At 71.9% G+C, this 25,618-nt stretch carries 13 protein-coding genes; 10 read left to right on the top strand and 3 right to left on the bottom strand.

Features of this window, described 5'->3' with window-relative positions; translation table 11 throughout:
• Positions 1 to 34 precede the first annotated feature (34 nt).
• Both SB771_RS10855 and SB771_RS10850 read right to left on the bottom strand, forming a co-directional pair.
• Positions 35 to 172, bottom strand: a complete 138-nt coding sequence (locus SB771_RS10855) for an HHHH-motif protein (protein ID WP_175660741.1) — start codon at positions 170 to 172, stop codon at positions 35 to 37.
• A gap of 45 nt (positions 173 to 217) precedes the next feature.
• On the bottom strand, positions 218 to 469 hold the full coding sequence (locus SB771_RS10850) for a hypothetical protein (RefSeq protein ID WP_011656816.1): 252 nt from the start codon (positions 467 to 469) through the stop codon (positions 218 to 220).
• A 405-nt stretch (positions 470 to 874) separates the two neighbouring features.
• On the opposite strand from SB771_RS10850, the gene SB771_RS10845 reads away from it, so the two are divergent.
• The 7 genes from SB771_RS10845 to SB771_RS10815 all read left to right on the top strand — a co-directional run bounded on the left by SB771_RS10845 (position 875) and on the right by SB771_RS10815 (position 7,709).
• Complete coding sequence (locus SB771_RS10845; protein WP_175660742.1) at positions 875 to 1,543, top strand: RNA polymerase factor sigma-70; 669 nt, start codon at positions 875 to 877, stop codon at positions 1,541 to 1,543.
• 95 nt (positions 1,544 to 1,638) lie between these two features.
• Positions 1,639 to 1,881, top strand: a complete 243-nt coding sequence (locus SB771_RS10840; protein ID WP_006753776.1) for an MbtH family protein — start codon at positions 1,639 to 1,641, stop codon at positions 1,879 to 1,881.
• Between the two features lie 46 nt (positions 1,882 to 1,927).
• On the top strand, positions 1,928 to 2,947 hold the full coding sequence (locus SB771_RS10835) for a TauD/TfdA family dioxygenase (RefSeq protein ID WP_175660743.1): 1,020 nt from the start codon (positions 1,928 to 1,930) through the stop codon (positions 2,945 to 2,947).
• A complete protein-coding gene (locus SB771_RS10830; RefSeq protein ID WP_175660744.1) occupies positions 2,937 to 3,788 on the top strand; it encodes an ABC transporter ATP-binding protein in 852 nt (283 codons plus the stop codon). The genes SB771_RS10835 and SB771_RS10830 overlap by 11 nt, the downstream gene beginning before the upstream one ends.
• On the top strand, positions 3,785 to 5,878 hold the full coding sequence (gene fhuB, locus SB771_RS10825; RefSeq protein WP_175660745.1) for a Fe(3+)-hydroxamate ABC transporter permease FhuB: 2,094 nt from the start codon (positions 3,785 to 3,787) through the stop codon (positions 5,876 to 5,878). Before SB771_RS10830 ends, fhuB begins: the two co-directional genes overlap by 4 nt.
• Complete coding sequence (fhuF, locus tag SB771_RS10820; RefSeq protein ID WP_175660746.1) at positions 5,875 to 6,675, top strand: siderophore-iron reductase FhuF; 801 nt, start codon at positions 5,875 to 5,877, stop codon at positions 6,673 to 6,675. Before fhuB ends, fhuF begins: the two co-directional genes overlap by 4 nt.
• Positions 6,672 to 7,709: an ABC transporter substrate-binding protein gene (locus SB771_RS10815; RefSeq protein ID WP_175660747.1), complete on the top strand. Its 1,038-nt coding sequence runs from the start codon at positions 6,672 to 6,674 to the stop codon at positions 7,707 to 7,709. The genes fhuF and SB771_RS10815 overlap by 4 nt, the downstream gene beginning before the upstream one ends.
• Before the next feature lie 190 nt (positions 7,710 to 7,899).
• Here the strand turns inward: SB771_RS10815 and SB771_RS10810 are convergent, their stop codons facing one another.
• Positions 7,900 to 9,645, bottom strand: coding sequence for a cyclic peptide export ABC transporter (locus SB771_RS10810; protein WP_175660748.1), 1,746 nt, complete (start codon positions 9,643 to 9,645; stop codon positions 7,900 to 7,902).
• A 272-nt stretch (positions 9,646 to 9,917) separates the two neighbouring features.
• Here SB771_RS10810 and SB771_RS10805 point away from each other — a divergent pair, with 272 nt between their 5' ends.
• The 3 genes from SB771_RS10805 to SB771_RS10795 are packed head-to-tail and all read left to right on the top strand — an operon-like array spanning position 9,918 to position 25,608.
• Positions 9,918 to 19,592 carry a non-ribosomal peptide synthetase gene (locus SB771_RS10805; protein WP_175660749.1) on the top strand — a complete coding sequence of 3,225 codons (9,675 nt, stop codon included), beginning with the start codon at positions 9,918 to 9,920 and terminating at the stop codon, positions 19,590 to 19,592.
• Between the two features lie 9 nt (positions 19,593 to 19,601).
• Positions 19,602 to 24,593, top strand: a complete 4,992-nt coding sequence (locus SB771_RS10800; RefSeq protein WP_175660750.1) for a non-ribosomal peptide synthetase — start codon at positions 19,602 to 19,604, stop codon at positions 24,591 to 24,593.
• Positions 24,583 to 25,608, top strand: a complete 1,026-nt coding sequence (locus tag SB771_RS10795; RefSeq protein WP_175660751.1) for a GNAT family N-acetyltransferase — start codon at positions 24,583 to 24,585, stop codon at positions 25,606 to 25,608. The genes SB771_RS10800 and SB771_RS10795 overlap by 11 nt, the downstream gene beginning before the upstream one ends.
• Positions 25,609 to 25,618 lie beyond the last annotated feature (10 nt).

Genomic DNA, 25,618 nt, shown 5'->3' with positions numbered 1-25,618 from the left:
CCGGCGCTTGTTGCTCAACCGCGCGGTGCGATGCTCAACGCACCCAGCGGCACACCTTGTGATGGTGATGCTCGAAGTGGCACACGCGGTACGGATGCGCTTCGGCGATGGCCGGCACGAGCACGGCGGCGGCAACGGCCGCGGCGGTCAGGGTTTTCAGTAGTGTCTTCATGTCGAGGTCCTGTCGTTCGGTATCGGGGCACGGGAGGGGAAGGCATTACCACCGCGGGCGCTCGTCGTCCCTGCGTTCGTCACGGCGCTCGTCGCGACGGTCGTCCCGGCGATCGTCATAACCACGCGGATGCCGCGCTTCCCAGTCGTGGCGCTCCCAGTAGCGTTGTCCGTCCCAGTAGCGATCGCCATGCCAGCCGATCGTCACTTCAGCCGGGCCAGGGTAGGCGACGCAACCGGTCAGCATCACGCTCGACAGCGCGCCAACCATGACAGCGGATAACACGATGGATTTCATGTCGTTCTCCCTTGGAAACAGCAATTCGATCGTACGAGCCCCCAAAATTTCGCGTGGTAATAAGTTGCTACGGTACATGACGGCGGTAGGCTTATCGTTGGAAATGTGAAAGCTTTTGCCGGCGCCACGCTGACGGTGCGCATCGCGTGAATGTGCCGTCCAACCGGCACGGTGGCGCCACCGGCATGGGTGCGGGGTAGGTTTCCGACCTCGGGCACCACCTTTCACGCAGAAAGCTATCTGAATGCGGCGGGCTCCGTCGCTCCTGGCCCATCCGCCAAAACGCCGATTTCATCGATTGATCAGACAAATCCCGACAAGCGGAAGGGGAATTCGGTAATCGCATTGAGAATGATTTGCGTTTACGTTAAATTGCCTTATCTCGGAATTCGACGGAGCAGATCGATGGCAATGGCGGAAGTGCTCGAACGCCCGGCAGCGGCAGCGGCGAACCCGTTCCTCGGCGGTTATCCGGACCTGCCGTCGCGCCCCGCGCCGCGTGCGCGTCGTGCCAAGGAACCGCGTGCGCAGGGCGCGCTGCTCGACGTGCTGATTGCCCATCGCGCGATGCTCGTCAACGTAGCGCGCGGCTTCGTCGGCTGCGCGAGCCGCGCCGAGGACGTCGTCCACGACGTATTCGTGAAGCTCGTCGAATTCCCGAACCAGGACGCGGTGCGCCAGCCGGTCGCGTACGTGACGCGGATGGTGCGCAATGCATCGATCGACGCGTGCCGCCGGCAAAGCCTCGAGAACGTCTATCACACGGAAGAGGACGACGGCTTCGACGTGCCGTCGCCGGAACCGACGCCGGAAGCCGCACTGATGACGCGCGACACGCTGCGCCGCGTGTGGGCCGCGCTCGACGACCTGCCGGCGCGCAGCCGCGCGGCGTTCGAGATGGTGCGGCTGCGCGAGGAGACGCTGCAGACCGCGGCGCGCGCGCTAAACGTGTCGCAGACGCTGGTGCATTTCATGGTGCGCGACGCGGAGCGCCACTGCGCGGAGTGTCTCGACGCGTGCCATCGCGGGGTCGCGTGTCCGGTGTTTCTCGGCGGTCGCGCGCGGCGCCGGTAAAAAATCGCGCCGGCCAATCGTCTTCAAGACAGGAGCGGCCGATTCGACAGTTCGCCGCTTCGCTTCCTTCAACCGTCTCCCGCTTTTTTCCGATCATGACGCAAGCCACGACGCCTTCCGCCGACACCGACGACCTGGTCTACACGGTCGTCATCAACGACGAAGAACAGTATTCGATCTGGCCGACGTTCCGGCCCGTGCCGGCCGGCTGGCGCGAGGTCGGCGTGCGCGGCCCGAAGGCCGACTGCCTCGCGCACATCGAGACGGTCTGGACCGACATGCGCCCCGCGAGCCTGCGCCGCGCGATGGACGGCGAGCGTGCGACGCGCGCGTCGTGACCCGTTGCGCCGCGCTTGGCGGCGCGCCACCTGAAGAGGACGTTGCATGACCCTGCTTTCGTTGCCGACGCTCGACGACCTGCGTATCGAGCCGGGGCTGCCCACCGTCGTGTCGCCGCGTAGCGCCGACGGCATGTCGATCGACGAAGTCGCGCCGCTGGCGCGCGCCATCGCGGCCGACACGCTCGAACGGGCGGGCGGTGTGCTGTTCACGGGCTTTCACGTGCCGTCGATCGATGCGTTCCAGCAGTTCGCGGCATCGTTCGGCGATCCGCTGATCGGCTATGAATACGCGTCGACGCCGCGCAGTCAGGTCGAAGGCGCCGTCTACACGTCGACCGAATACCCGCCGCACCGCGCGATTCCGCTGCACAACGAGCAGTCGTACACGCGCGAGTGGCCGCTGCGGATCTGGTTCCATTGCGCGCTCGCGGCGCCGAAGGGCGGGGCGACGCCGATCGCGGACAGCCGCGCGGTTTATCGCGCGCTCGATCCGGCGCTCGTCGCGCGCTTCGAGCAGCGCGAGCTGCTGTACGTGCGCAATTTCGGCCAGGGGCTCGACCTGCCGTGGCAGCAGTCGTTCGGCACCGACGAGCCGGCCGAGGTCGAGCGGATGTGCGCGGCGCGCGGGATCGAATGCACGTGGCGCACCGACGACGACGGCGAACTGCTGCTGCGCACGCGCGAACGCTGCCAGGCCGTCGCGCGCCATCCGCGCACCGGCGACCGCGTGTGGTTCAACCAGGCGAACCTGTTTCACCTGTCCGCGCTCGACGACGACATGCAGGAAGCGCTCGTCGATGCGGTCGGGCTCGAGAACGTGCCGCGCAACGTGTATTACGGCGACGGCGCGCCGCTCGAGGCCGACGCGCTCGCGGAGATCCGCGGGGTGCTCGAACGCCAGCGCATCGTGTTCCCGTGGCGCACGGGCGACGTGCTGATGCTCGACAACATGCTGACCGCGCATGCGCGCGACCCGTTCGAAGGGCCGCGCAAGGTGGTCGTGGCGATGGCGCAGAGCTACACGGTCCCGCGCGCGACCGAACGGAGGACCGATGACGCGTAGTACCGCCGCGCTTGCCGCGCGCGGATTGACGGTGGGTTATCGCGACCATGTCGTGATCGACGGGCTGGACCTGTCGATCGCGGCCGGCCGCGTGACGGCGCTGTGCGGCCCGAACGGCTGCGGCAAGAGCACGCTGCTGCGTACGCTCGCGGGCCTGCAGCCCGTGCGTGCGGGCCACGTCGACGTGAACGGCAGGCCGCTCGCGTCGTTTCGCCGTCGCGCGCTCGCGCGCGAGCTCACGATGCTCGCGCAGTTCAACCAGATTCCTTCGGGGCTGACCGTGCGCGAGCTCGTCGCGTACGGCCGTTATGCGTATGGCGGCTTCCTGCGCGGGCTGTCGCGTGCCGACCATGCGGCGATCGACGAGGCACTCGACACGAGCGGCCTTGCCGGCGACGCCGAGCGTGACGTCGGCGCGCTGTCGGGCGGCGAGCGCCAGCGTGCGTGGATTGCGATGGCGCTCGCGCAGCAGGCGCCGATCGTGCTGCTCGACGAGCCGACGACCTATCTCGACATCCATCACCAGCTCGACATCCTCGACGCGCTGCGCGCGCTGAACCGCGCGCGCGGGCTGACGATCGTGTGGGTCCTGCACGACCTGAACCAGGCGGCCGCGTATAGCGACGAGATCGTGCTGATGCGGGCCGGCCGCCTCGTCGCGCAGGGTTCGCCCGACGCGATGCTGGAGCCGGCGCAGCTGCGCGCCGCGTTCGGCGTCGACATGCTGAAGCTCGCGCATCCGCAGACGGGCGCGCCGATGTGCGTGCCGGCCTACGGGCCGCCGGCATCCGGCACGCCGCACGCGTTCGAGCACGCGGTCGACCGGGATATCGCCGTATGACGACGGTCGCGGGACGCCAGCGGCTCGCGGCGAGCGGGCAGCGCACGGTATCCGGCCGCCGCGCCGGTGCGATCGCGTTCGGCCTCGTCGTGCTGATCGCCGTGCTGGCGGTGCTGCGCGTCGCGCCGGACCTGCGCGTGTGGTGGAACGCCGTGCCGGGCAGCGACGCCGCCGCGCTCGCGGGCGTGTTCCTGTTCGATCTCAACCTGCCGCGCGTCGCGGCCGCGCTCGTCGCGGGCGGCTGTCTCGGCATCGCGGGCGCGCTGTTCCAGTCGCTCACGCGCAATCCGCTCGCGTCGCCCGACCTGCTCGGCGTGACGGGCGGCGCGCAGCTCGGCCTGCTCGCGGCGATGCTGGTGCCGGCGCTCGCCGGTGTCGCATCGGTGCCGCTGCTGTTCGTCTGCGGACTGATCGCCGCCGCATGCGCGATCGTCGCGGCCGGCGGCTGGCGCGCGACGCCGCTGCGGCTCGTGCTCGCGGGCAGCGTCTGCATGCTGCTGTTCGCGGCGCTGTCGACGCTCGTGCTCGCGTTCTTCGAGCAGAACATCGCGGGCGCCGCGCTGTGGACCAACGGCAGTCTCTATCAACCGGGCGCGACCGGGCTCGCGCTCGCCGCGCGCTGGCTCGTCGTGCCGCTGCTTGCGCTGCCGTTGGTGATCCGGCCGCTGAATCCGCTCGCGCTCGGCGACGAGGCGGCGGCCGCGGCCGGCGTGCGTGTCGATGCGACGCGGCTCGCCGCGACGATCGTCGCGGTCGCGTTCACGAGCGTCGCGGTCAGTATCGCGGGCCCGCTGTCGTATGTCGGGCTCGTCGCGCCGAACCTGCTGCGCCAGGTGCGCGGGGCCCGCGCGGCTCGGCTCGGCGTGCTGGTGCCGTTGTCGGCGCTCGCGGGCGGTGCGCTCGTGCTGGTTACCGACAGCGCGGTGCTCGCATCGGGCCTCGACGCGACGCTGTCGACGGGTGTCGCGATCGCGCTCGTAGGCACGCCGCTGATGCTCGCGATGATCCGGCGCGGCGCCGCGTGGTCGGGCGTGCTGCATGCGCAAGCCGAACGCGCGGCCGGCAGCGGCTCGACACGCTTGGTCGGCTGGCTCGAAGGGCTCGGCTGGCCGCTGCGTACCGTGCTGTTCGTCGCGGCCGGCGTGCTCGCGCTGTTCGTCGGCGTGTCGGCCGGCCCCGAATGGTTGTCGCCCGCGCGCTGGTCCGCCGCGCTGTCGGGCCACGATCCGCTCGCGCGGATGCTGATCGACCTGCGCATGCCGCGGCTGCTGTGCGCGCTCCTCGCGGGCGCGCTGCTGGCCGTGAGCGGCGTCGCGATGCAGAGCGTCGTGCGCAACCCGCTCGCCGGCCCCGAAGTGCTCGGCGTCACGCAGGGGGCGGGGCTCGTCACGCTGTTCGCGTTGTCGACGTGGCCGCTGATGGGCCACGTGACGCTTGCCGCGGCCGCGTTGATCGGCGGTGGGCTGTCGCTCGCGATCACGCTCGCGCTGAATCATCGGCATCGTTACGCACCGCTCGCGGTCGCGCTGACCGGCATCGCGATCGGCGCGCTGTGGACCACGCTCGCGCAATGGCTGATCACGCAGGAAAGCGTGCAGCCCGCGCGCTTCGTCGTCTGGCTCGTCGGCGGCACGTACGGCCGCAGCTGGGGCGAGGTGTCGATGCTGCTGCCGTGGTGCGTGCTCGCGGTTCCCGTATTCGCGTGGCTCGCGCGGCCGCTCGACATGCTCGCGCTCGGCGACGACCAGGCGGCCGCGCTCGGGCTGCCGGTCGCCGCGTTGCGGCCGCTCGCGCTGACGATCGCGACGCTCGCGGCTTGCGCGGCCGTCGCGGCCGTCGGGCCGGTCGGCTTCATCGGGCTGATGGCGCCGCACGTCGCGTCGATGCTCGGCGCACGCCGGCATCGCACGCGGCTGTGGCTCGCGGCCGCTTGCGGCGCGCTGATCCTCGGCCTCGCCGATCTGGCGGCCCGCACGGTCGTCGCGCCGCGCGAAGTGCCGGCCGGCGTGCTGACCGCGCTGATCGGCGCGCCGTACCTGCTCGGCCTGCTGATCCTCGAGGGGCGCCGCGCCCGGCGCACGGGGCGATGACACCGGCGCTCGACGGCGCATGCGCCACGCGCTTTTCCGCGTTCGCGCCGGAACCGTTCGCCGAGCATCTCGACGTCGTATGGCTCGGGATGCCCGACGACACGCACGCGCCGGGCCGGATCGTCGTGCCCGTGAGCGCGCTGCCCGAGCATCGCGACGCGGTGCTCGACGCGATGGTGTGCCACTACGGCGGCGATCCGGCGCAGCATGCGCGCGCGCTGATGTCGCAATGGAGCAAGTACTACTTCGGCCGCGCGGCGCCCGCCGGCGTGGTGGCCGCGCTGACGCTCGGCCGGCCGCTCGACATGGCGCCGGAGCGCACGTTCGTCGCGCTCGACGACGGGATGCCGGCCGCGCTGTATTTCGCGCCGGACGCGCTCGGCGCGCCGTGCAGCGAGCCCGCGCCGCGCTATGCGGGGCTCGTCGCGCATCTCGGCGCGGTGATCGACCTGCTCGCGGCAATGGGCCGCGTCACGCCGCGCGTGCTGTGGAGCAACGCGGGCAACCTGCTCGACTATCTGCTCGACACGTACCGGTCGCTGCCGTGCGTGGCGGATCCCGTTCGTGATGCGGACTGGCTGTTCGGCGCGTCCTGCGTGCACGGCGAGCCGAATCCGCTGCGCCTGCCGGTGCGCGATGCCGTGCCGCGCTCGCCGCTGCTGCCGACACCGTTTCGCGCACGCCGCGTGTGCTGCCTGCGCTATGAAATTCCTGGAGAAACGCAACTGTGTGGAAGCTGCCCCCTGCTATTGACGATGGACGACGCGGCGCTGACCGGGCAGGACGCGATCCGGTGACGCGTGCCGGCCGCCGCCATGCGCTCGGCGCACTGGCCGCGCTCGGCGCCGCGTGCTGCGGCGCGCTGGTTGCACCGGCCGTCGCATTCGCTGACGACGCGCACGGCGGGCCGGGCAGCACGGCCTCGCCACAGGGCCGCTCGCTCGCCGGCAACCCCGTCGTATCGCAGGCGAGCGCGACGATGCCCGTGCGGCCGCAACGCGTGGTCGCGCTCGACTTCATGTTCGCGGAAAGCGTGATCGCGCTCGACCTCGTGCCGGTCGGCATGGCCGATACGGCGTTCTATCCGGGCTGGCTCGGCTACGGGAGCGACCGGCTCGCGCACGTGACCGACATCGGCTCGCGCCAGGAGCCGGGGCTCGAGGCGATCGCCGCGGTGAAGCCCGATCTCATCATCGGCGTCGGCTTCCGGCATGCGCCGATCTTCGCCGCGCTCGACCGGATCGCGCCGACGATCCTGTTCCAGTTCAGCCCGAACGTGTCGGAAGACGGCGTGCCCGTCACGCAGCTCGACTGGATGCGGGAGATCTTCCGGACGATCGGCGCCGTCACCGGGCGCGACGCGCGCGCGAAAGCGGTGGAAGCGCAACTCGACGCGGGAATCGCACGCAATGCGGCGCGGCTCAAGGCGGCGGGGCGCAGTGGTGAGCGCATCGCGTTGCTGCAGGATCTCGGTCTGCCCGACCGCTACTGGGCCTATACGGGCAACAGCACGTCGGCGGGACTGGCGCGCGCGCTCGGGCTCGATCCGTGGCCGAAGAAACCGACGCGGGAAGGCACGGTTTACGTGACGTCCGCCGATTTGCTCCGGCAGCGCGATCTCGCCGTGCTGTTCGTCACCGCAACGGGGATGGACGTGCCGCTGTCGTCGAAACTCGATTCGCCGGTGTGGCGTTTCGTGCCCGCGTTGCGCGACCACCGGATCGCGCTCATCGAGCGCAATATCTGGGGGTTCGGCGGGCCGATGTCGGCGCTCAAGCTGGCCGACGTGATGACCGATACGATGCTGAAGCTGCCGGCCGTCGTGCGTTGAACGGCAGCAGCGCGTCGTGAGCGGGCGGGGCGGTGTGGTCGGAACCGCGTTTGCCGTCCGTATGCTGCCCGAACGGGCTGCAACATTCCCGTGGCCTTTCCCGATTTTCCAAACCTTCCCGATCCTTCCAACCGGACACCGCCCGCGCGCCGCAACCACTGCGCGCAGGCGGCTGGTGTTCACACCATGCTTACGCACTCAGCGCATCGACACCCGCTTGTGCGCGTGAACGCGCGGGCGTCGTGTCGCTGACGATCTGACCGTTGTCGAGCTTCAGCAGCCGATCGGCGAGATCGAAATAGCGGTCGTCGTGCGTGATCACGATCACGGCCTTGCCGCGTGCGCGCAGCTCGGGCAACAGCTGCTCGTAGAACACGGCCTTGAACGACGGATCCTGGTCGGCCGCCCATTCGTCGAACAGGTAGAACGGGCGGTCTTCCAGATACGCGACGACGAGCGCGAGCCGCTTGCGTTGCCCGGTCGACAGCGCACGGTTCGAGAACGCGCCATCGACGACCTTCACCTTGTGATCGAGCGCGAGCTTCGCGACCAGCGCGTTCGCGCGCGCATCGGCCTGCGTGCGCGCCGGATCGTCCGGATCGACGATGCCGAGCAGCGCATCGAACAGGTGGAAGTCGTTGAACACCGCACTGAAGCGCTGCCGGTACGCGGCGCGCTCGCGCCAGCCGATCGTGCGGCCCTCGACCTCGATCGTGCCTTCCTCCGGCTCGTAGAGCCCGGTCAGCACCTTCGCGAGGGTCGTCTTGCCGCTGCCGTTGCCGCCGACGATGAACACGAGCTCGCCCGGCCGGATCGTCAGGTCGATCGGCCCGATGCGGAACATCCGCTCGTCGCGCTCGTGGAAGTATGCATGCGTGACGCCGCGCAGCGTGACGGCGCCGGCCGGCGGCACGTCGGGCGCGTCGCTGGCCGGCGGCACCGTGCGCAGCGCGCCGAACTCGGCCATCACGCCTTCGATGCGCCCGAGCGACACGCGCGCCGCGTTGACGGTCGGCAGATTGTTCAGCAGCCCGTCGAGCGGTACCAGCATGAACAGGAACACGACGACGTAGCCGGCCGCCGTACCGGCATCGGCATGCACGCCAAGCTGCGGCCAGAACGCGGCCGCGCCGAGGAACACGTAGAACAGGAAGATGATCCAGCCGACGCCGACCGCATACGCGCTGAACGCGCGGCGACGGTGGTCGCGCACCTCGCCGATCGCGGCGCCGAGCTGGCCGTCGACGAACTGGCGCGCGCGCGCGTCGTGCAGCTTCAGCTCCTTCGCGCCGGAGAACAGCGAGCCGAGATAGCCGAACAGGCGGTCCTGCGCCTGGCCGGCCGCTTCGAGCGACGCGATCGCGCGGCGATCGCCGGTGTGATAGCCGAGCGAGCCCGCGATGATCGCGGTCAGCGCGAGCAGGCACACCGGCCACGACAGCCACGCGAGATAGCCGAGGCAGCCGAACACGATCGAGCCGTGCATCACCAGGTTCGGCAGCGCGAAGAACAGCATCGACACGTTGGTCGCGTCGTCGGTCAGTACCGACTGCACGGGCGCCGCGCCGATCCGCTCGATGTCGCGCAGCTCGGCCGCGCCGACGCGCCGCGCGAGATGCACGCGCAGCCGCGCCATCGTGTCCTGCGACAGCCGGGCGAACAGCGTGCCCGACACGATCCGCGTGACGAGCGCGATCACCGCGCACAGCGCGAAGCGCCACGCAAGCGACGCATCGGCCGCGCCGGGCTGCGCGAGCGCGCGGTTCAGCGTCGCGACGAGCAGCACGCTCGCGACGCCGTTGAGCACGCAGGCGACGAGTGCCAGCGCGAGCGACGCGCGGCTTTCGCGCAGCAGCGCGAGGATCAGGCGGGCCGCGGGGCGGCCGGGGGAGGCGTCGAGGGACGGCGGGGAAGAAGGCTCGTGGGCGGCTGTCATCGGCAACGTCGGTAAATGAAGGGCAAGCAAACCGTGCGGAAACGGCAAGACTGACGCGAAAGCAGCGCGCGGGCCGGGCCCGGTTGCGGCTTTCCTTCCTGATAGACGAACGGGCCGCGCAAATATTTAGCCGCATCGTCAAAAAATGCATCTATTTGGACTTTGCACGCAAAACGGTAAAAAACCGGCCGCGCCGTTCGTCACACCAGTGAAGCCGCCCCTTGCGGCCCCGAGACTTGGCCGAAGCGGCCGGACCGAAGGACTTCACGCACATGACGAGTTTCCCGACTGCGTTGCACCATCGAATTCGCGAACTGGCGCGCCGTGCGCCCGACGCACCCGCGCTCGCCGCGCCTTTCCAGAACGACCTGCGCCTGTCGCGCGGCGCGCTCGACGCGCGTGCGTCGCACCTGGCCCGTCAACTGCGCGCGGCCGGGGTCGGCGCGGAAGTGCGGGTCGGCGTCTGCGTCGAACGCTCGTGCGAGCTGTTCGTCGCGCTGCTGGCCGTGCTGAAGGCGGGCGGCGTGTTCGTGCCGCTCGACCCGCGTCATCCGGCCGCGCGCCTCGACTGGATCGTGCGCGATGCGCAGCTGCGTCACGGGATCGTCGATGCGGCCGGCCGCGCGGCGCTCGGCGCGCCGTTCGAACACGCGTTCGACGCGATGTCGGCCACCGGTGACGGCGCGGATGCCACCGCGTACGCCGACGACGAAGACGTGCCGGTGCATCCGCGCGCGGCCGCCTACATGATCTATACGTCGGGCTCGACCGGCACGCCGAAGGCGGTGGTCGTCGAGCACGGGCCGCTCGCCGCGCATTGCGACGCGCTCGCGGCCGCGCTGCCGATCGAAGGCGGCGACCGCCTGCTGCATTTCGCGTCGGTCAATTTCGACGCCGCGCACGAATGCTGGCTCGCGCCGCTCGCGGTCGGCGCGAGCGTGACGATTGCGCCGCCGCAGCCGTTCGCGCCGGACGCCGCCCATGCGCTGATGGTGCGCGAATCGGTGAGCGTCGCTGCGTTTCCGCCGGCCTACCTGCGCGAATTCGCGGCGCTCGCTGCGCGCGATGGCGTGCCGCCGGCCCTGCGCGTGCTCGCGTTCGGCGGCGAAGCGCTGCCGCAGCAGGCATTCGAATTCGTGCGCCGCACCTTCCCGTCGGTGCGCCTGATCAACGGTTACGGGCCGACCGAGGCCGTTATTTCGCCGATGCTGTGGCCGGTCGAGCCGGGCGACACGCCCGAGCTGGCCGCCAACGATGCGTATGCGTCGCTGCCGATCGGCCGCGTGATCGGTCCGCGTGTCGCGCGCATCGATGGCGACGAGGCCGGTGAGTCGGGCGAGGGCGGCGAGCTGCTCCTCGGCGGCGTGTGCATCGCGCGCGGCTATCACGGCCGCCCGGCGCTGACGGCCGAACGCTTCATTCCCGATGCGCACGGCGAGCCCGGTGCGCGCGTGTACCGCACTGGCGACCTCGCGCGGCTGCGCGCCGACGGGGCATTCGATTATCTCGGCCGTCTCGACGACCAGGTCCAGGTGCGCGGCGTGCGCGTGGAGCCTGCGGAAATCGCCGCGTGCCTGCGCACGCATCCGGCCGTGGCCGACGCGGCCGTGATCGCCGAAACTGGCAACGGGCCGACGCGGCTGATCGCGTGCGTCGCGCTGCGCGCGGCCGCCGACGATGCGGCGCTGAAGGCGCACGTGGGCGCGCAGTTGCCGGCCGCGTGGCAGCCGCACCGGTTCGTGCGCTGCGATGCGCTGCCGTATACGTTGAACGGCAAGATCGACCGTGCCGCGCTGCGCGAGCGCATTGCCGCCGCGCGCGACACCGAACAACAGGCGGGCGACGCACCGCGCACGCCGACCGAAGCGCAGATTGCCGGCTTCTGGCAGACGCTGCTCGGCCTCGACACGACGCCGTCGCGCGACGACCGCTTCTTCGCGCTGGGCGCCGATTCGCTCGCCGCGATGCAACTGCAGGCCGCGATTCGCGCCGCGTTGCGCGTGAACCTGCGGCTCGACATGCTGTTCGCCGATCCGTCACTGGCCGAACTCGCCGCGCACGTCGATCGCGCGGAACGCGAAACGGGCGAACCGCTGGCCGCGATCGCCGCGCGCCGTGCGCCGGCCGATAGCGATGTGCCGTATGTCGATCGCGCGGCATCGCTCGCGCAACAACGCTTCTGGGTACTCGCGCAGACGCGCGACGCAAGCGCTGCCTATCACATCGCCGCGCACTGGACGATCGACGGCGCGCTCGACCGCGCTGCGCTGCAGCGCGCGCTCGACCACGTGATCGAGCGGCACGACGCGTGGCGCACGACGCTCGTCGACAACGACGACGGCATCGTGATGCAGCGTATCCATGCACATCTGCCGGTGGCGATCACGACGCTCGACCTGCGCGAGCAACCGCCGGCGGCACGCGACGCGGAAGCGGCCCGCATTGCCGAGCGCGACGCCGGCGCGCCGTTCGATCTGTCGCGCGGGCCGCTGCTGCGCGCGACGCTCGTCGTGCTCGCCGACGATCGCCACCGGCTGCTGCTGACCGCGCACCACGCGATCACCGACGGCTGGAGCTCGCGCTGCGCATTCGACGAGCTGTCGGCCGCGTACCGCGCGTACGCGCAAGGCCGCGAGCCGTCGTTGCCCGAACTGCCGATCCAGTATGCCGACTACGCGGACTGGCAGCGCGACATGCTCGCCGGCGGCGAAGGCGAACGTCAGCTCGACTACTGGCGCCGCGCATTGCGCGACGTGCCGGGCCCGCTCGCGCTGCCGGTCGACCGCCAGCCGGGCGCGACGCGCACGCTGCAGGGCGCGCGCGTGTCGGTCCGCCTGCCCGACGCGGTCGCGGCCGACGTGCGGTGTCTTGCGCGCGACGCGCAGGCCACCGTCTTCACGGTGCTGCTGGCCGCGCTCGACGCATGGCTGTCGCGCCTGACCGGCGAAACGGACGTGGTCGTCGCGGTGCCGGTCGCGCATCGTCAGCGCCCGGAAACCCGCGCGCTGCTCGGCCTGTTCCTGAATACGGTCGCGCTGCGCGTGCGCGTGGCGCCGACGCTGCCGTTCCGCGCGCTGGTCGACGCGGCGCGCACGGCGGCGCTCGACGCGGTCGCGCACCAGGACGTGCCGTTCGAGCGCGTCGTCGATGCGGTGAAGCCGCCCGTCAAGCGCGGCGACGAATGGCTGCGCGTGAAATTCGCGCAGCAGTTCGATGCGCGGCACGACAGCGTGCTGCCGGGCGCGACCGCGGTGGCGACGCCGGGCCCCGATCTCGCCGCGCGCTTCGACTTCGCGCTGGACTTCACCGACGACGCGAACGGGATCGAACTCGTCGCCGCCTACGCGACCGACTGCATCGACGCCGATACCGCGCGCGCATGGCTCGACAGCTATGCGGCGCTGCTCGCGTGCGCCGCACATGAACCGCAATGCGCGACGGCCGCGCTGCCGTGCGATGCGTCGCCGGCGACGCGCCAGCCGCGCGACGGCCGTGCACTGAGCGTCGAACACGCGGACATCGTCGCTGCATTCGCGCGGCAGGCGGCCGCCTATCCGCATCGCGTCGCGCTGGCCGATGCGTCGGCGTCGCTGACGTTTGCCGAACTCGACGACGCATCGAACCGCATCGCGCACGCACTGAAACTGCACGGCGTGACGGCCGAAGCGCCCGTCATCGTCTGCATCGAGCGTTCGGCGCGCTTCGTCGTCGGCCTGCTCGGCGCGCTGAAGGCCGGCGCGCTGGCCGTGCTGCTCGACCCCGCGCAGCCGGCCGCGCGCCTGGCGGCCGCGGCCGCCGATTGCGGCGCACGCCGCGCGCTCGTCGCGGATGTGGCCGCGTGGCCGGCCGGCACCGACGTCCAGCCGCTCGACGTCGACACGCTCGCGCAGGACGCGACGCTCGCCCATGCGGCCGGCGTGCGCGTCGCGCCGCATCCGGAACAGGGCGCCTATCTGATCTATACGTCGGGCTCGACCGGCACGCCGAAGGGCGTCGTCGTGTCGCACGGCGCACTGGCCGATTACGTGCAGGGGATGCTCGACGAACTCGCGTTCGCGCCGGACGCATCGTTCGCGATGGTGTCGACCGTCGCCGCGGACCTCGGCCACACGACGCTGTTCGGCGCGCTGTGCGCGGGCCGCACGCTGCATCTGCTGCCGGCCGCGTGCGCGTTCGATCCGGACCTGTTCGCGCAGGAAATGCGCGGCCGTGACGTCGGCGTGCTGAAGATCGTGCCGAGCCATCTGCAGGCGCTGCTCGACGCGCGCGTGCCGGCCGACGTGCTGCCGCGCCACGCGCTCGTGACCGGCGGCGAAACGCTGACGTGGGCGCTCGTTGCGCGCCTGGCCGCGCTCGCGCCGGCCTGCCGCGTGATCAACCATTACGGGCCGACCGAAGCGACCGTCGGCGCGATTGCCTGCGACACCGCGTCGATCGCGGCCGATGCGCGCGATCCGGCGAGCGGCGTGCCGCTCGGCGTGCCGCTGCCGAATGCGCGCGCGCTGGTGCTGGACGCGTTCGGCGCGTGCGTGCCGGCCGGTGCGACGGGCGAGCTGTATCTGGGCGGGCCGGGCGTGGCGCGCGGCTACCTGAACCGGCCGGCGCAGACCGCCGAGCGTTTCGTGCCCGATCCGTTCACGCCCGGTGCACGCCTGTATCGCACCGGTGACCGCGTGCGGCTGCGCACGGACGGCCGTCTCGCGTTCCTCGGCCGCATCGACGATCAGGTGAAGATTCGCGGCTATCGCGTCGAGCCGGGCGAGGTGAGCGCGGCGGTGCGCGCGGCCGGCCCGATCGCGCAGGCCGAGACGCTTGCGATCGAGCACGACGGCCGCCTGCGGCTCGCGACGTTCGTCGTGATGCGTGACGGCGCGGCATTCGACGAGGCCGCCGTGCGCGCGGCGCTCGGCGCGACGCTGCCCGACTACATGGTGCCCGCGCAATTCGTCGCGCTCGCCGGCCTGCCGGTGACCGCGAACGGCAAGATCGATCGCGCGGCGCTGCGCGAACGGGCGGCCGCGCCGGTGGCGACGGCCTCAGGCGACGCGCCGCAGGGCCCGGTCGAGACGGCGCTCGCCGAAGTCTGGCAAGCGGTGCTGAAGGCGCCGCACGTCGGTCGCGACGACAACTTCTTCGAACTCGGCGGCGACTCGATCCTCGTGCTGCAGGTGATCGCGCGCGCCCGCAAGCGCGGCGTGCGCTTCACGCCGAAGCAGCTGTTCGACGGCCCGACGGTCGCCGAACTCGCACGTATCGCGAAGACCGGGGACGCCGCTGCTGCAACGCCGACGCCTGCGCCGGCGCAGTCCGCACCGGCTGCCGAGGCGATCCTGACGCCCGCGCAGCAGCGTTTCTTCGCGCTCGACGTGCCGCATCCAGGCCACTGGAACCAGTCGGTCGCGTTCGACGTGCGCGGCCCGTTCGACGCCGATGCGTTCGCGCGTGCGTTCGATGCGTTGCTGACCCATCACGACGCATTCCGTCAGCGCTTCGCGCGCGGCGCGGACGGCAAGTGGCACGCGAGCGATGCGGCGAAGCCGTACGACGCGCTGCCGTTCGTCGAAGTCGCAGCCCGCGACGAAGCCGACGCACTGGCGCGCTTCGACGCATTGCAGTGCCGCCTCGACCTCGGCCGCGGGCCGCTCGCCTGCGCGTGCGCGGCGCGGCTGCCGGACGGTTCGACGCAACTGTATCTGGCGATCCACCATGCGATCGTCGACGGTGTGTCGTGGCGCATCCTGCTCGACGACCTGGACGCCGCGTATCGCGCCGCATGCGAGGGCGCGCCGGCTCGCCTGTCGCAGCCGGGCCTGCGCGCGGATGCATGGGCCGCCCGCCTCGCGCGTGCCGCGACGCAGCCCGCCTCGCCGTTCGTCGCTGAAACCGCATACTGGGCCGGCATGGCCCGGGGCGACGACCTCGTGCCCGATCATCCCGACGCACCGGCGACGAACGCCGATGCGGCCGTCGTCGTGCAGACGATCGACGCGGCATTGACCCGCGCCGCGCTGACCGACGCCCACGCCGCGTATCGCACGCAGACGATCGAACTGCTGGGCGCGGCGCTCGCCATGGCGCTGGCCGGTGCCGGCGGCGCCGCGTCGTGCCGCGTCGAACTCGAAGGCCATGGCCGCGAGGCGCTGTTCGACGATGCGGACGCGAGCCGCACGATCGGCTGGCTGACGAGCCACTATCCAGTGACGCTGCCGGTCGAAGCCACCGCGCGCGACACGCTGTGCGCGGTCAAGGATGCATTGCGCGCGGTGCCGCACAAGGGGCTCGGCTTCGGCGTGCTCGCGCACTACGGCGATGCGGCGACGCGTGCGGCGCTGGCCGCCGTGCCGCGTCCGCGCGTCACGTTCAACTATCTCGGCCAGTTCGACGCGCCGCGCGACGCGACGCTCGTGCCGCGCTTCGGCGGCATCGGCATCGAGCGCGACCGTGAAGGCCCGCTCGGCAACACGCTCGCGATCCATGCGTACCTCGATACCGACCGCGACGGCGCACGCACGCTGAAGGTTCACTGGGTATACGGCGCGCCGCAGTTCGAGCGCGCGACGATCGACGCATTCGCGGCGCGCTTTGCCGCCGCACTGCGCGAACTCGCCGATGCCTGCGCGTCGCGGGTCGCGCATCGCGGCGGCGGCGCGACGCCGGGCGATTTCCCGCTCGCGCAGGCCGCCGGCCTCACGCAGGCCGCGATCGAACGCGCGCCGCTCGACTGGCGCACGATCGACGACGTGTATCCGCTGTCGCCGATGCAGCAGGGGATCCTGTTCCATGCGCTGTTCGCGCCCGGGCACGCCAGCTACGTGAACCAGCTCGTCGCGATCGCGACGGCGCTCGACGCCGACCGGCTCGCGGCCGCGTTCGGCGCGTCCGTCGCGCGCCACGACATCCTGCGCACCAGCGTGATGCCCGACGAGGCCGCGCCGCTGCAATGCGTGCATCGCCATGCGCAGATGCCGGTCGAGCAGCTCGACTGGCGCACGCGCGACGACACGCTCGACGCCGATTTCGACGCGTGGCTCGCGGCCGACCGCGCCCGCGGCTTCGACTGGCGCGAGCCGCCGTTGATGCGGCTCACGCTGATCCGCGTGACGGATGACGCGTGGCGCGTCGTCTGGACGCGTCATCACGTGTTGCTCGACGGCTGGAGCACCGCGCGGCTGCTCGCGGACGTGCTGCGCGACTATCGCGACCCCGATGCGGTGTCGCCGTTCGCGAGCCGCCCGGCGCTGCGCTATCGCGACTTCATCGCGTGGCTCGGCACCCGCGATCGTGCCGCGGACGAACGCTTCTGGACCGACCGGCTCGCGCGGCTCGACGCGCCGACGTTGATCGCCGAACGCGTGGCCGATCGCGCCGACGCCGAGATGGTCACGTGGCGCGCGACGATCGATGCGGATGCGACGGCGCGCATCGCACAAACGGCGCGTGCGTTGAAGCTGACCATCAACACGCTGGTGCAGGGCGCGTGGGCGCTCGCGCTGCAGCGCATGACCCACCAGCCGGCCGTCGCGTTCGGCGCGACCGTCGCGGGTCGTCCCGATGCGCTCGCGGACGTCGACACGGTGCTCGGCCTCTTCATCAACACGCTGCCGGTGATCACGGCGCCGGCGCCGCAGCAGCGCGCGGCCGACTGGTTGCAGGCGCTGCAACGCGAGAACGCGGCCGCCGCCGAGCATGAGCACACGCCGCTCGCCGATATCCAGCGCTGGGCGCGCGGCGCCGGCGGCGCCCTGTTCGACACGCTGGTCGTATTCGAGAACTATCCGGTCGACGAGACCGTGCGCGACGCCGATCCGCGCGCGCTCGCGCTGAGCGACGTGCGCAGCATCGAAGCGACCGATTTCGCGCTGACGCTCGTGATCGAGAGCGGTGCCGAGCTGACGATCGACTACGGCTACGACACCGCGCGCGTCGATGCGCACCAGGTCGAGACCTGGCACCGCGCGTTCGCATGCGCGCTCGACGCGCTGGCCCGCACGCCGGATGCGCTGCTCGGCACGCTGTCGATCGCCGACGACGCGGCGCGCGCCGCACTGGCGCGCGCGCAGGACACCGCGCGGACGTGGCCGCACGCACAGCGGCAGCCGCTGCATCTGCAATTCGCGGCCGCCGCACAGGCGACGCCCGACGCGATCGCGCTCGAATACGCGGATGCCGACGGCGCCGTGCAACGCGCGACCTATCGCGAACTCGACCTGAACACGACGCGCGTCGCCGCCGCATTGCGCCGGCGCGGCGTGCGGCCCGATACGCCCGTGGCGTTGTGCGTCGAGCGCTCGTTCGACATGGTGACGGCGCTCGTCGGCGTGCTGAAGGCCGGCGCGGCGTACCTGCCGGTCGATCCCGACTATCCGGCCGAGCGCATCGCATACCTGCTGCGCGACGCGCGGCCGGCGGTCGCGATCACGCAGGCTCATCTGCGCGAGCAGGTGGAGGCCGCGCTCGGTGACGACGCGACGACGCAGCTGCTGACGGTGGCCGATCTGCTCGCCGACGAAGCAGGCGAAGCGAACGGAGCGAACGAAGCCGCAGCCGACACCGACATCGACGACGCCCGGCTCGCGTACCTGATCTATACGTCCGGCTCGACCGGCAAGCCGAAGGGCGCCGGCAACTCGCACGGCGCGCTCGCGAACCGGATCGCGTGGATGCAGCACGCGTACCGGCTCACGCGCGACGACGTCGTGCTGCACAAGACGCCGTTCGGCTTCGACGTGTCGGTATGGGAATTCGTGTGGCCGCTCGCGATCGGCGCGAAGCTCGCGATCGCCGCGCCCGGCGACCACCGCGATCCGGCCCGCCTCGCGGCCGCGATCCATGCGCACGGCGTGACGGTGCTGCACTTCGTGCCGTCGATGCTGGCCGCGTTCGCCGCGTATCTCGACGATTTCTCGGCCGCCGCGCAATGCGACAGCGTGCGCCTGATCGTCGCGAGCGGCGAAGCGCTCGCGCCCGAACTCGTCGCGAAGGTCGCACGGCTCATGCCGAACGCGACGCTCGTGAACCTGTACGGGCCGACGGAAGCCGCGATCGACGTGTCGCACTGGACCTGCGGCCCCGACGACGCGAACGCCGTCGCGGTGCCGATCGGCCATCCGATCGCGAACCTGCAGCTGCACGTGCTCGACGCGGCATGGCAGCCGGTGCCGGCCGGCGCGACCGGCGAACTGTATCTGGCGGGCGCGGGCCTCGCGCGCGGCTATCTCGGCCGCCCGGGGCTGACCGCCGAGCGCTTCGTGCCCGATCCGTTCGTGCCGGGCGCGCGCATGTATCGCACCGGCGACCTCGCACGGCGCCGCGCCGATGGCGCACTCGACTACCTCGGCCGCGTCGACACGCAGGTGAAGCTGCGCGGCCAGCGGATCGAGCCCGGTGAAATCGAGGCGTTGCTGCGCATGGCGCCGGGCGTGCACGACGCGGTCGTGATCGTGCGCGACGAGCAGCTGATCGGCTATGTCGCACGCGGCGACGCGGCTTCGCTCGACCGGGCGGCACTGCTGGATTCGCTGCGCGCGCAGTTGCCGGCGTACATGGTGCCGTCGCAACTGATCGAGCTCGACGCGCTGCCGGTCACGCCGAACGGCAAGTGCGACCGCCATGCGTTGCCGGCGCCGGTGCGCGAGGCGGCCGCGGCCGTCGAACTCGCGACCGACACGGAGCGCGCGCTCGCCGCGATCTGGCAGCGCGTGCTGCATGTGGACGCGATCGGCCGCGACGACGATTTCTTCCTGCTCGGCGGCCACTCGCTGCTCGCGACGCAGGCCCATGCGCAGGCGAACCTGCACTGGGGTCTCGCGCTGCCGCTGCGCACGCTGTTCGACACCCGCACGCTCGCACGCTGCGCGGATGCGATCGACGCGGCCTGCGCGGCACAGGGCGAGACCGACGCGGCGAGCGCGATCGACGCGCTGCTCGGCGAACTGGAAACCCAATAAGGACGACGGATGACGAAGGTTCAACCCGACTGGCTCGCGCTCGCGACGCGTTTCGCGCAACTGCCCGACGCGCAGCGCGCGGTGTTCATCGACAAGCTCGGCGCGGCCGGCATCGATTTTCGCGTGCTGCCGATCCCGCCGCGCACGCCGCGCAGCGATCGCGTGCCGGCGTCGTTCGCGCAGACGCGGCTGTGGCTGCACGCGCGGCTGATCGACGCGCCGGACGCATATCACATCACCGAGCGGCTCGCGCTGACGGGCCCGCTCGACGCGCACGCGCTGCGGCTCGCGTGCGATGCGCTGATCGCGCGCCATGAAGCGCTGCGTACGACCTTCGACGAAGCGGAGGACGGCGTCGCGCAGACGATTCATCCGCCGCTGCGCTGCCCGTGGCGCGAGACCGATCTCGAGGCAGTGCCCGATGCGCAGCGCGTCGCGCGCGCCGAAAGCGTCGCCGCGGCCGACGAAGCCGATGCGTTCGATCTCGGCGCGGCGCCGCTCGTGCGCGCACACCTGATCCGCTTCGACGCGACGCATCACTGGCTCGCGCTGACCGTGCACCACATCGTGTCGGACGGCTGGTCGTCGGGCGTGATGCTGGACGAGCTCGCGGCGTTCTATCGCGCGTATGCGTCGGGCAAGCCGGTGCCGCTCGCGCCGCTGCCGATCCAGTACGCGGACTATGCGTTGTGGCAGCGCCGCTGGCTCGATGCCGGCGAGCGCGATCGCCAGCTGGGGTTCTGGCGCGAACGGCTCGATCCGCAGCGCGGCGTGCTCACGCTGCCCGGTGCGGCCGCGCGGCCCGCACGCCGCAGCGCGCGCGGTGCGCGTCATGTGTTTTCGCTCGACGCCCATATCGGTGCACGGCTCCGTGCGTTCGCGGCCGCATCGGGCGCAACGCCGTTCGCGGTGCTGCTCGCGGCGCTCGACGCGCTGCTCGCGCGTGCGACCGGCGACACGCGGATCTGCGTCGGCGTGCCGGCCGCGAATCGCGAGCGCGCGGAAACGGCCGGCCTGATCGGCTTCTTCGTCAATACGCTCGCGATCGACGTCGACGTGCCGGCGCACGGTGATTTCTCGTCGCTGGTCGCGCGCACGCAGCGCGCGCTCGTCGATGCGCAGATGCACCAGGACGTGCCGTTCGAGCAGGTCGTCGACGCGCTTGGCGTGCCGCGCAGCGCCAGCCACCATCCGCTGTTCCAGGTAATGGCCGCGTACGGCGAGCGCCGCGCGCTGCCGGCGCTCGGCACGGCGTCGGCCGCATTGCTGCCGTCCGGCACGCCGTCCGCGAAATTCGACCTGACGCTGGCCGTCGAGGCGACGCCCGACGGCACGTTCGATGCTGCATTCATCTACGCGCTCGACCTGTTCGATGCGGACGCGATCGCGCGGCTCGCCTCACGCTTCGTCACGCTGCTCGGCGACGCGCTCGCTCGCCCCGAGTTGCCGATCGGCGACCTCGACTGGCTGCCGGCCGATGAACGCGCGCAACTCTTCGCGTGGAATGCACCGGCAGGCGCGGCCGAAGCCGAGCCGTTCGTGCCGGTGCACGTGCGCATCGCCGCGCATGCGCAGGCCCGGCCCGACGCACGCGGCGTCGCCGACATCGATCGCGCGCTGACGCGCGGCGAGGTCGACGCGCGCGCGGCCCGCATCGCGCGCAATCTCGTCGCGGCCGGCGTGCGGCCCGAAATGCGCGTCGGCGTCGCGCTGCAGCGGTCGGTCGATCTACTGGTCGCGCTGATCGCGGTGCTGAAGTCGGGCGCCGCGTTCGTGCCGCTCGATCCGGCTCATCCGCGCGAACGGCTCGCGCAGATCGTCGGCGATGCGGGCATCGCGCACGTGCTGACCGACGGCGCGAGCGTCGCCTCGCTGCCCGAGCTGCCGGCACTGCGCATCTGGCGCGCGGACGAAGTCGACGCGCTCGACGCGGCGGCGGACGTCGCGCTGCCGGACGTGCTGCCCGGCCATGCGGCGTATGCGATCTACACGTCGGGCTCGACCGGCAAACCGAAGGGCGTGATCGTCGATCACGCGGCCTTCGCACGGCATTGCGTGGCGATTGCCGAGCGCTACGGCGCGGGCGAGAACGACGTGTTCCTGCTGTTCCAGTCGGTCAACTTCGACGGCGCGCACGAAGGCTGGTTTTCTCAATACCTGTCGGGTGCCGCCGTGTCGGTGACGGCCGACGTGCTGTGGCCGCCCGCGCAGACCTGCGCGATGATGATCCGCGACGGCGTGACGATGACCTACGTGCCGCCCGGCTGCGCGGCTCAGCTCGCCGAATGGGCGCTCGCGCACGGGGCGCCGCCGACGCTGCGCTCGCTGACCGTCGGCGGCGAAGCGACGTCGCGCGAAGCGTTCGCGATGCTGCGCCGCGCGATGCCGAACGTGCGCGTGGTCAATGGCTACGGCCCGACCGAAACCGTGATCACGCCGACGCTGTGGATGTTCCGTCCCGGCGACGATCTCGCGAAGCTGGGTGACGCCGCCTATCTGCCGATCGGCACGCTGGTCGGCGCGCGCACCGCGCACGTGCTCGACGAGCGGCTGCATCCGCTGCCGGTCGGCGTGATCGGCGAACTGTACCTCGGCGGCGAGGGGATCGGCGTCGCGCGCGGCTACCTCGATCGTCCCGCGCTGACGGCCGAGCGCTTCGTGCCGGATCCGTACGGCGCGCCGGGTGCGCGCCTGTACCGCACGGGCGACCTCGTGCGACGCCGCGCGGACGGCGTGTTCGACTTCATCGGCCGCGTCGATCACCAGGTGAAGCTGCGCGGGCTGCGCATCGAACTCGGCGAGATCGAGGCCCAGCTGGCCGCGCACGACGCGGTGCGCGAAGCGTGCGCGGTCGTGCACGGGCAGGGCGCGCACGCGCAGCTCGTCGCGTACGTCGAACTGAGCGCCGATGCGCAGGCCGCCGCCCAGCCGGTCGAGGCCGCGACCCTCGACGCGCACTTGCGCCGCACGCTGCCCGACTACATGGTGCCCGCGCAGCTGATCGTGCTCGATGCGCTGCCGCGCAACGCGAACAGCAAGGTCGACCGTGCGCGGCTGCCGGCCCCGGTGCGCGTCGAACGCGCATACGAAGCGCCGCACGACGGCGACGAAGCCGCGCTCGCGGCGATCTGGCGCGACGTGCTGAACGTCGAACGCGTCGGCCGCGGTGATCACTTCTTCGAACTCGGCGGCCATTCGCTGGCGGCGGTGCGCGTCGCGACGCGTGTCGCCGAGCGGCTCGGCCGCGACGTGCCGGTGCGGGCGCTGTTCGAAGCGCCGGTGCTCGCGCAATACGCGCGCCAGGTGGCCGACGCGCCGCGTGCCGCGCACGCCGGCGCCGCGGCGCCGGGCGTCGCGGTGGTCAAACCGGATGCGCATGGCGTATGGCCGCTGTCGCCCGCGCAGCTCGGCCTGTGGTTTCTGTGGCGTGCGCAGCCGGACAGCGCCGCTTACAACATCCCGGTCGCGCTGCGCGTGCGCGGTCCGCTCGACGTCGATGCGCTGCGCGCGGCGTTTTCGGCGGCGGCCGCCGCGCATCCGGCGCTGCGCGCACGGCTCGTCGCGCGCGACGGCATGCTGCCGGGCCAGCGCATCGACGCCGCGGCAACCGTCGCGCTGCCGCTCGTCGACCTGTCCGCGCAACCCGACGCGCTCGCCCGCGCGGCGGCGCTCACCGACGCCGATGCGCTCGCGCCGTTCGATCTCGCGGCCGACGCGCCATTGTGGCGCGCACGCGTGCTGCGGCTCGGCGCGGACGATCACGTGCTGTCGGTGACGATCCATCACATCGTGTCGGACGGCGATTCGATCGAGCTGTGGCTCGACGCGGTGCGTGCGCGCTATGTCGCGCTCGTGCGGGGCGACGCTTCGGCTGCGGCGGCACCGGTAGCGTCGACGACGGAAAACACATCGCTCGTGCTGCCCGCGCCGTGCCATCCCACCCGCGTCGCGTACTGGCGCGACGCGCTGGCCGACCTGCCGTCGTCCGTGCTGCCGCGGCGCGCCAACGCGCCGGCCGTCCCGCAATGGCGTGCGGCTCGCATCGCGTTCGAGTTCGACGCGGCGCTGATCCGTGCCGCGCGCGACGCCGCGTCGGCCGCGCACGCGACGCTGCCGATGCTGCTGCACGCGGCGCTCAACACCGCGCTGTTCCGCGTGACCGGCGCGGCCGACCAGCCGGTCGGCGTGCTCGCGTCGACGCGCGAGCTGACGGGCGATGCGGCGCGCGATGCGCTTGGCCTGTTCATCAATTCCGTGGTCGTGCGCACGCGGCTCAATGCGGCGGCCAGCCGCACGGACGTGCTCGCGCAGGTGCGCGATACGGCGCTTGCCGCGTATGCGCATGCCGACGTGCCGTTCGCCGACGTCGTCGCGGCGCTGCGCGCGCCGCGTGCCGCGCACGCCAATCCGCTGTTCCAGGTGATGTTCAACTACCTGCGCCCGACCGGCGCCGCCGCGCGCGACTGGGCCGGCCTGGCGCTCGCCGAATTCAACGACGTGCGCCATCGCGTGGTGTTCACGCTGGAGCTGGACGTCGTCGAGCATCCGGACGGGCGCGTGAGCGCCGCGTTCTCGTATGCGGACGAACTGCTCGACGGTCGCTTCGTCGATGCGCTCGTCGATCTCTATCACGACGAAGTCGCGCGTTTTGCCGGTGCGCCGGAAGCGGCGCTCGGGGTGCCCGATGCGCTGTTCGCCGCGCAGGCGCCGGCGGGCGTCACGCCGCGCGTCACGGCGTCGAGCGACGCCGCACCGAACGCGGCGGCCGCGCTCGCCGCGTTGTGGTCGGACACGTTCGCGACGGCCGCGCCCGCACCCGACGCCGACCTGTTCGAGGCCGGTGCGACGTCGTTCGACGTCGTGCGCTTCGTCGACGCGGCCGGCCGCGCCGGTCATGCGCTGACGGTTGCCGACGTGTTCGCGTCGCCGACGCTCGCGGCGCTCGCCGCGCGAATCGAGGCTTCGGCCGAAACGGAGCAGGAGGTGCGCGATGCTGGCTGAAGTGCGTCCGGACGGCTTCACGATGCCCGACACGTGCCGTCTCGCGTTCGCGGACGGCCTGTTTGCCGCACGCGACGACGCGGAGATCCGCGTCGCGCAGGGCGACGGCATCGGCGCGCAGCTGCTGCGCGCGCAACTCGCGGACGACGGCACCTTGCGCCTCGTCGCGTACAACCATCGCGCGGCGCCGGCCGACCAGCGCCGTGCGCTGCTGGCCGCGCTCGCCGCCGCGTTTTCCGACGACGCGCGCCGCGCGGCGATCCGGCTCGACCCGGCCGCGTGGCCGGCGGTCGCGCTCGATGCGCTGCGCGCGAGCGGCGTGCTCGCCGACGGCGGCCTGTGCATGCGCGAAGGCTGGGCGCAGCAGGCCGATCTGTGGCGCGTCGGCACGCCGCTGCCGTGCGCGACGCTGCCGATGCTGACCGACGGCCGGCGTCATCCGCGCCGGCCGCCCGCGCCGCGCGGCGACGTGTATGCGCGCGACCTGCCGGCGCTCGGCGTGCGCTTCACGTTGCGCGGCTGGCAACCGGGCGAGGACGCCGCACGCGTCGCGCGCTGGTTCGACGAGCCGCGCGTGCGCGACGGCTGGCCGGGCACGCAGCCCGGCGCCCACGGCACGGCGCCCGATGCCGATCCGCACGTCACGCCGCTCGTCGGCTGCTTCGACGGCGAACCGTTCGCGTATATCGAGGCGTTCTGGCTGAAGGAAGACCCGCTCGCGCCGCACGTCGGCGCGCGCGATTACGACCGCGGGCTGCGGATGCTGGTCGGCGAATCGCGCTGGCGTGGCCCGCATTGCGTGGCCGGCTGGCTGCCGTCCGTCGTGCATTACCTGTTTCTCGACGACCCGCGCACCGAAGCGGTCGGCTGCGCGGTCCCGCCCGGCCGCGCGCGGGTCGTCGACACCCTCGCGCGGCATGGCTTCGCGCGGCAGCGCCGTCTGACGCTCGCCGACGCACAGCCGCTGTGGATGCGCACGCTGCGCGAGACCTTCTTTTCCGGCCGTCACGTCTGACGGGCCGGTT

Source organism: Burkholderia sp. SIMBA_051 (genome assembly GCF_046534915.1).
GTDB lineage: Bacteria > Pseudomonadota > Gammaproteobacteria > Burkholderiales > Burkholderiaceae > Burkholderia > Burkholderia ambifaria.
This window is presented reverse-complemented; position numbering and strand designations above follow the sequence as displayed.